Source organism: Nostoc flagelliforme FACHB-838, from assembly GCF_014698065.1.
GTDB classification, from domain to species: domain Bacteria; phylum Cyanobacteriota; class Cyanobacteriia; order Cyanobacteriales; family Nostocaceae; genus Nostoc; species Nostoc flagelliforme_B.
The window spans coordinates 1-7,905 of sequence record NZ_JACJSI010000273.1 but is presented as its reverse complement, the minus strand read 5'-3'; the positions used below and the strand labels follow the sequence as shown (position 1 = coordinate 7,905).

Annotated in this window: 6 protein-coding genes; 4 read left to right on the top strand and 2 right to left on the bottom strand. The window is 44.7% G+C overall.

Annotated elements, in window-relative coordinates; all coding sequences use genetic code 11:
• Positions 1 to 117 precede the first annotated feature (117 nt).
• Positions 118 to 393: a hypothetical protein gene (locus tag H6G97_RS40485; protein WP_242055904.1), complete on the bottom strand. Its 276-nt coding sequence runs from the start codon at positions 391 to 393 to the stop codon at positions 118 to 120.
• Positions 394 to 398: 5 nt separating this feature from the next.
• Positions 399 to 1,436, bottom strand: a complete 1,038-nt coding sequence (locus H6G97_RS40480) for a ParM/StbA family protein (protein ID WP_190946249.1) — start codon at positions 1,434 to 1,436, stop codon at positions 399 to 401.
• Positions 1,437 to 1,640: 204 nt separating this feature from the next.
• Between H6G97_RS40480 and H6G97_RS40475 the strand changes: the two genes are divergently transcribed.
• From H6G97_RS40475 to H6G97_RS40460, 4 genes are all read left to right on the top strand, one after another.
• The gene (locus H6G97_RS40475; RefSeq protein WP_206759154.1) at positions 1,641 to 1,859 is read left to right on the top strand and encodes a ribbon-helix-helix domain-containing protein; all 219 of its coding nucleotides are present in this window, start codon (positions 1,641 to 1,643) and stop codon (positions 1,857 to 1,859) included.
• A 360-nt stretch (positions 1,860 to 2,219) separates the two neighbouring features.
• Complete coding sequence (locus H6G97_RS40470) at positions 2,220 to 5,123, top strand: DUF3854 domain-containing protein (RefSeq protein ID WP_190946247.1); 2,904 nt, start codon at positions 2,220 to 2,222, stop codon at positions 5,121 to 5,123.
• Between the two features lie 108 nt (positions 5,124 to 5,231).
• On the top strand, positions 5,232 to 6,152 hold the full coding sequence (locus H6G97_RS40465; RefSeq protein ID WP_190946246.1) for a hypothetical protein: 921 nt from the start codon (positions 5,232 to 5,234) through the stop codon (positions 6,150 to 6,152).
• 562 nt (positions 6,153 to 6,714) lie between these two features.
• Complete coding sequence (locus H6G97_RS40460) at positions 6,715 to 7,371, top strand: PEP-CTERM sorting domain-containing protein (RefSeq protein ID WP_190946245.1); 657 nt, start codon at positions 6,715 to 6,717, stop codon at positions 7,369 to 7,371.
• Positions 7,372 to 7,905: the final 534 nt, after the last annotated feature.

Here is a 7,905-nt window from a genome sequence, read left to right as displayed (position 1 = left end):
AACCCAGAATGATGGTCATTATTTCGGTAGTTGTTAGGCTTGGCTGTGTCTGCACGCTATCTTGGTCGCTCATGACTTCTTTCCTTGACTTTGAGCTTTTATCGGTGCGGTTGGGGCTTAAAAGCTCCCCATTGGGGCAAATTTCTTAGCTTGTGGTGATGGCTGAGGTTTGATAGATGGCGGCTGAAGAGCGCTTTGTGTGGGCGTTTGAGCTACTAGAGATGACTGTATAGGTAGTTGGTGTGAGTGCTTTAAGCAGTTAACTAGACAATCACCGTAATTAACTAGCAGCAGGGTAAACAGTTGAGAGAGGTTATCGATTCCAGTCGCTTCTAAGATTTCTTCAGCTTTAGGTTTGTACTTGGGATTAAGAACAATTCTTGTCTGCGTCATTGGCATTACTCCTGATAAGCCATTGCAATGATGTTGAACAACTGCGGCGATGGGGCAATCTTGAAGCGATCTCCAGAATAGGCACAGATAGGGGCGGCGATATCTGCACTTCCACCTACAATCAAGACTTCTCCCAACTCTGGTAGGTGTTGCGCCCACTTCGAGCGAATTTCTCTCCGGGCTGACTCCACCCACTGGTCACAGGCTTTTTCAAAGATGGAGGAGAAATCAAGTTTGTCTGTTCCGTAGAGGCAATCACCACGAGCGATCGCGTCCATGATGCCCTGTAAACTGGGGCTGTAATCGAGAGAGTAGACCTCTTTCATCTCTACCGCTACTTGCTGGGCGAGTGCCTTGGTTCCGGGTAGAATCACCTCCGCATCATGGATCATTGTTCCGTTCGGCGTGTAAATTCTGGCTATAGCCGTGCCGCCTCCTAAATCCCAAATCGCGTTCTTCGCTTCGGGGAAGCTGAAAAAACCTTGATTTAAGGCGTAGTGGAATGCTGGCTCAGTCTCATCAACTGGGACAACTTCACCCACGGTATAGGTGATGTATTCACCATTCCGTTTAAATTCTTTGGTCAGTGGGTGGTTAGCAATTCTCTGTACTGCGGCTACGTCGTCATCGTTGAGAGTATTGGGCAGTGCCACAATCATCTGCTGGATGTGTACAGATGTTTGTCCTGGATTGGGCTGGATTGCCGCTAGTGCCAGGATAGATGCTAATTGGCATTTGTCTGTTTGGAAAGTCGGCTCACCACCTAGTTCTTGAGCTAATCGCCCAATTACAAAGCGTTTACCCTCAATTTCAATCAATACTGACTGGTCATCGGGCTTGAGCCGCTTCCACTGGTATTCACTGACTTCTTTCACGACACTGAGCAGACATTGCACAACGTTGTTGGGGTCAATCCACTTCACAAAACGGTTGCCCCCATCAAAAACTACTCGCGGTCTTATCTGTCCGTGCTGTGGACTTACAAACCCGTTACTTAGCGGATAGGATGAGCCGTAAACTGGCTGGGTATATGCGTAATTCATGGTTCAGATAAAGAGTTTAATTCTTTGCTTGATAAGCGTTTGCGGTCACTTTTAGGCGGCTACTTAGCCAACTACCTATTTATCCTTGGTGTGGCATTTTACGCGCTATATCGTCCGTTTTGCGCTCATAGTGTTAATATAGTTAACAGGTGCTGCCACTGTCAACACATGGCTACAAAATCTTATATTTAAGCTGCACGTTTTATGCTTGAATCATGGTGTAGACAAGTGTTGATAATGGCAACTAGGCGACCGCGAGTTATGTTCACTTGCTCTGAAGATATAAAAGAGACTTTGGAGCTTTGGTCAGAAGAGGAGGGAAGAACGGTTAGTAATTTAGTTGAGCGAATTATTGCAGAAGCGATCGCCGCCAGAGCTAAAAAGTTAAAATCTTCCAAGTCAAAAGTGCAAGATGAGGAGTAAGCCTATGTATGTCAATTAGCTAGTATTTATGCCTGCGGTTAACCAGGAGGGACATAAAGTAAAGCGTACAAAAAGTCATTCTTTTTCGCCCACAAACTAGAAAATCATGTTTTTATAGATAAAGCCTTACAAAGGCGCAAAAAAAAGGGTAGTCCCAACTTACTTTGGGGCACGCCACTCTCTTACTATCTAGAGCAAGCTATACCAAGACGATTGTCAGTCGTCACCAAAGCGGTTAGTCCTACCGCAACATCAAATATTAGATTTTTTGTATAGCTCTAGCGTAACAGTGGTGTGCCTTAAAGGGGAAGGGATTACTCAATACTTTATCGAAGTAATCACCAAATTCAGGAGCCACAAATGAATACGCTAGAAATGCAAAGTGCGCCCGGACTGTCAGATCATGGCGCAGCACAGAATAATTCACAATCTATAATTTTAGCACATTCAGCCCCAGGGGAGCAAGATTTAGCAGCACTCAATACTCAAACTGCCAGCAGTACCCCAAAAAAGGGACGGCAGAACCAATTCAAGAGCTTTGAAGATTGGAAAGCTTATATTCGTAAGTCCTTCATTGAAGGAAGTGGCATTCACCCAGAAATTTATGACGCTTGCGTAGAGTTTCACCAAGACATTGAATGTGGGGCGGGGGGCGATGTAGAAACACCCATACATGACGCATTGGGATGGGAATACAAGCGATTCAGACATCAAGCCAATGAGCCATTGTACGCAGCATTTCTTCTTAATGAAGACAAGAGCGTATGGCAAGTAGTCGTCAGCATTTGGGACATTGAAAAGCAGCGCCCATACAAATACTTTGCTCCAAAAGGAGATGGTAATCGTGCATTCTTGCCCCCAATCCCAATAGGAGTACGCCAACTCATCGCCCAGAAATCTGGCTTGGATGTGCCGATGTTCGGTAATTTTTGGCAATGGGTGAAAGAGTCAGTGAATGAGGTGGGAGCTACGGAAGGAGGTAAAAAGACCCTTAGCGCTCTATCTCACGGACACATCATGATTGGGCTGTATGGCTGTGAATGCGGCGCACCGGGAAGACCTCCCGCTCTGAACCCGGACTTAGCGGGCTTTGTCGGCCCTGGTTCCACATTGGTCATAGCCTTTGATCAAGATGAAAAACCAACAGCCGTCAAAGCAGTCACCAGGGGGATAAAAAAGCTAAAACTTGTACTTCAAAACCTGGGTGCATACCTTGCTATTGTTGAATGGAGTCCCAAAGATGGCAAAGGATTGGACGATTTGATCGTGAACAATGGAGTTGACGCTTTTGACGATGCCTACAATAAGGCAATCGCTTACATGGAGTCACAATTTGCTGTTTCAAAAGACTCCTCAACCGACAAAAGACCGACTGCGGACATAATCAGCCGGGAGATAGCCGAAGAATTCCGAGATCGCCTAGCTTACAACAATGAAGCTAGGCAGTGGATGCACTACGAGATCAAGTTACCTGGGGTATGGTCAGGAGAAACTGAAGAAGCCATAGAGATGATTGTTTATCAAATCATCACTGCCAGGGGCATCGAGGGCTATAGCACCCACAGCTACATTACTAATATTGTTAAGTTCCTGCGTTCGCAACTTTTTGTGCGGGAATGGAACGAGCGCTCACCCAAGGAACTGATGCCATTTTTCAATGGAGTCCTTGAGATTGCGACTGGGAAATTTTTACCCCATTCCCCAGGTTATCGGTTGACTTGGCAGCTGCCACGCTCACACGACCCCAAAGCCACAGATTGGTCACACATCGACGCATTCCTAACACACTTGGCTGAGGGGAACAGACAGCTCAAAGATTTGCTAATTTGCTACTGTAATGCGGTATTAAAGGGACGTTCTGATTTACAGAAATTTCTTCACCTGATTGGGCTGGGTGGGACAGGTAAAGGCACTTTCAGCCGACTGATTGTTAACTTAATTGGTAAAGAAAACGTCCACAGCACCACGCTAGACGATTGGTGCAGTAATCGCTTCGAGGGAGCAAATGCTCACAGGAAGCGGCTGGTACTCTTCGCTGATGAAGACAGACAAACCGGGAAGTTGGGTAGATTCCTCTCTCTGACTGGAGAAGATCCCATTCGGGCGGAGGAGAAGGGGAGAAAGGCTTTCCATTACCAATATGACGGCATGGTGCTGGTCTTATCAAATCTGGCAATTTTCATGGGTGATGCTGCTTCTCGGGTGAAGCGGCGGGTAATTTCATTCCCCTGCAACAATGCTGTAGACCCAATTAAACGCCGGAATCTTGATAAAGAATTTGAGCCAGAACTAGCAGCGTTTACCAATTACGTTCTGAGTCTATCGGACGACCATGTAACCGCAGTAATTAAGGGTCTGCAAGAAATCCCCGAATGCACATTGGAGTTTTGGGAGAACCGCACCCGTGTTGACTCGATCGCCGCGTGGTTGAATCAGTGCGTGATTGCTGACCCAATGGCAAAAACTGCGATTGGCTGCGATCGCTTTGAAGGCGAGGATGGCTCAACCGTTACCACCCTGTTTGGTTCTTACAACCGCTATTGCCATAAGGCTGGCAGCAAACCCAAAAATCATAACAACTTTTCGCCCGACCTATTGGAAATGTGCCGCAGCGTTTTGGGCTGGTCAGTGGAGAAAGAATCTACCAAAACGGGTAAATTTATCCGGGGGCTGCGGCTGAGGGTGGCTGGGATAGATGATCTCATTCCCACTCATGATTACACCCTCGCTCAAAATTTGAATAAAGGTGACGGCACTGGTGACGTCACCGATGACGGCTCAGAACCTATACTCAATAAGGGTTTCCCGGATGGTGACGGCACTTTGATAAGTCAGCTAGAAAAACAAGTGGAATTAGTTTTAGAGCCAGAGTCCCAAATCGACAATTATTTGTTAGAAGAAAATTCTCTGACACCACAGCCCGTTGAAAATGATTTGGTAATAAATAAAAGTGGATTGGGGTTTGAGCCGTCACCCAGCTTAAAAGCCAGTCCAAATAATGGTTTTGAGCCGTCACCACAGCCGTCACCACAGCCGTCACCATCCGTCACCACTCGCCAACCCGTTAAAGGAGATCGTGTGAAGCTACTTTCAAGCGGCGAAGAATATAAAATCTCTTGGGTTTCCTGTGGTAGTGAGAAAGTGCTTTTGGTTTCTGCCCGAACCGGACAACCGCTCACTGCTCCTTCACCGTTGCGTTCTGGTGCTGCGGCGGGTGGATTAAATCTCATTGATGTTAGTGAACTGGAGTTTTTGGATACTTAGGACAACTAATAATAGGAGCTTCGTGTTGAGGCTTGTCGGTTCAGATGCATCGCTTGTAGACAATTAAGATTGAATTAGACCGCGATTTCTCCCCTATTAACAATAATCATGGCATCTGCTGAATTTACCTCACTTGAGTCAACCCAAGCAGTACCGACAGTTGAAACTCTTACGGATGAAGAGCAAGTAAATGTTGATACGTCAACATCAACAGAAATTGAATCGACAGCAGCAATATTTCAAGCTGTTGGGGTCATTACTGGGTCGGTCAACTTTACTACTGATGGACAAAGCACTGTTACTATCGGTAGCTATGAATACCCACTTTACTACTTGAAGCAACAATGGGATGTATTAAACGCTCTCAAGAAGGAAATAGAAAATACTGGAAATCATAATCAGCGTTTGGTTGTTTATCCAAAGGCAATTCACTTTCCCCGCAGAGAGCAACCGCATCGCATCGCTTTTCAGTTAGTGGGCTTTGACAGAGGGCGAAAACTAGATGCCGTTTCAGGGGAGTTAGAAGACCTGGAGTTTAAATTATCGGGATTATGGCAGTTCATTCCTGTCTGCTCTACTCCCTGTATCTCCGTGTTCCGAAATTTTTCTGATGAAAGACTCGAATTTATTAAGCAGGCCGAGCCAGCCCGCAAGGTGAAATTCATGAAGGCTAGTCATATACCCTTGCTATGGAAGGATGCACCTATCCGACCCTTCAGATTTAATCCCAAATTGGAGAAAGACCAACAAGGACGCGCCACATTTGTCACCTTAAAAGCGAAATTTCTGCCGGGGCGTGATGTCTTCGGTTTTGTTGCATTGACTGCGCTACCTAAAGATTCTGCACCCAGATTTCTCAAAGCGTCTAAGGAGGATAAAGCCACAGTCCAACTTGCAGCGAAAAAAGATAAGCCTAAAGTGCAGCGACCATCTAAAAAGCATAATGTCGAGCGCCGCAATCCTCCACCTAAACCAATGCTAAAGAAAAAGTCCCAAGCGGTTGAGGGAGAAGCAGACAATCAAGTTTAAGCTTATGGGTGCAGACTATACCCGCTTCTGGCCAGAGCGCTGCAAGCAGAAGCAGAATAATGTATAAAATTTGTCTCTTTAGCACTTTATAGTGGTCAAAGGGGCATTAGAGGACTCTTTCAGTTACATTCATCTCTTAAACCTTTATTATTTATAGTTCCGGCAAGAGAGCAACAAAAAAGAGAATCTTGGGGAAAGTGCGATCGCACCCAATTCCAAAAACAAACCTCGTGCGACACGAGGGTGTTACAGGGGAATTGGGGATATGGGGGCATAGCCCATTGGGTATTCAGTATTGAGCAATAGGAAGGTGCGATTGCTTAAATTTTTACGCTTTGTATGTGAATTTTTGTAATCAGATTTCTGCTTTTCGCGAAAAAATTGTTGAACAACTAGCTGTCTAGAAGCTTGACATACAACGCTTTCCTTGTCAGTATACTGAGGAAAGTTCAAGTAGGATTTCTATATTTCAAATAAATTCAATTACGTGGCAAAGAGCGTGTATATTCTGAAAAGTGTGATAAAAAAACACAAACTTATCAGGAGTTACAACTACTAACACATGAGTATTTCAACTTTTGCGAAAAAATTATCGACTGCTGCAATCGCAGCAACAGCCATTGTTTTGGGTATAGGAGCAGTAGCGCAAGCAACTGTTTTAACATTTGATGATATACCACCTATTCAAGACTCTGATCTAATTCCTAATGGTTACGGTGGATTTAATTGGGATAATTTTTACTACTTAAATGGTTCGCAGGATAATATCTCACTTTCAGGCTATGACAATGGTAGAGTGTCAGGAGACTACGTGGCCTTCAACGGTTCTGGAGACCCTGCCCTAGTAAGTGATGGTATTTTTGACTTCAACAGTGCTTACCTCACAGCTGTTTGGAATAATGGTTTGTCGGTTACTGTAGAAGGTTTTAAGAGCGGCGCAACCTTGTATTCAAAGACTGTGGTTGTAGATACAACACAGCCAACTTTAGTTAATTTTGATTATTTTGGTATTGATGAATTAAGGTTCAAGTCATTTGGCGGAGTTGAGCCAGACTATCTTGCAGGGAAGGGTATGGGGACACAGTTTGCGCTAGATAACTTTACCTTTAATGAAAAAGCTACATCTGTTCCCGAACCTACATTGCTACCAGCGCTACTGTCAATAGCTACTTTCAGTGCTGGTTCAGTATTAAGACGTAAACAGCTAAAGCAAAGTTAACTCAAACCTTGCACTTTGCTCAAACAATTAGAAGTTACAGCTATATAAACAAGAGCTATACTGACCTGGACTGAAAGCTTTACAATCTGTAGAGGCAGCCTTTGTTCGTACAGCCTTTCTAGAGTGTCAAGATTTTGTCAAAACCCTTAATGGTTTGGGCGTGGATGTCGGTAAACTCCACTTTTCCGACATCCTCCTTATTAAAAAAGCATCTAAGATGCTTTATAAAGGGCTAGATGCTTTTTATCTTCGCTTTACACAAGGAATTTTCTTGATTATTTGACCAACAACCGCGATCGCAACGATAACACCGCAGGCATCGTAGACTGACTATTTGGCATTGAGCCAAGATTGACGTATTTATCAATTGACAATAGTTTGCAATAACTCTTGAGTGGCGCGTCTCTCAACGGAGTAATGGCAATACGGTTCGGTTAAGCTCTAAGCAGTATTGATTACAGAAAAAGTAAGTGTTTCCAATTTAACTCCTGCCCCCTTATGTACTGGCTTCTTGGACGGAAACTTAGCCCTAGT

Excerpts from the sequence above, each read along its gene's own strand:
- H6G97_RS40485 (WP_242055904.1), bottom strand. The coding sequence starts at position 393 with ATGACGCAGACAAGAATTGTTCTTAATCCCAAGTACAAACCTAAAGCT.
- H6G97_RS40480 (WP_190946249.1), bottom strand. The coding sequence starts at position 1,436 with ATGAATTACGCATATACCCAGCCAGTTTACGGCTCATCCTATCCGCTA.
- H6G97_RS40475 (WP_206759154.1), top strand. The coding sequence starts at position 1,641 with ATGCTTGAATCATGGTGTAGACAAGTGTTGATAATGGCAACTAGGCGA.
- H6G97_RS40470 (WP_190946247.1), top strand. The coding sequence starts at position 2,220 with ATGAATACGCTAGAAATGCAAAGTGCGCCCGGACTGTCAGATCATGGC.
- H6G97_RS40465 (WP_190946246.1), top strand. The coding sequence starts at position 5,232 with ATGGCATCTGCTGAATTTACCTCACTTGAGTCAACCCAAGCAGTACCG.
- H6G97_RS40460 (WP_190946245.1), top strand. The coding sequence starts at position 6,715 with ATGAGTATTTCAACTTTTGCGAAAAAATTATCGACTGCTGCAATCGCA.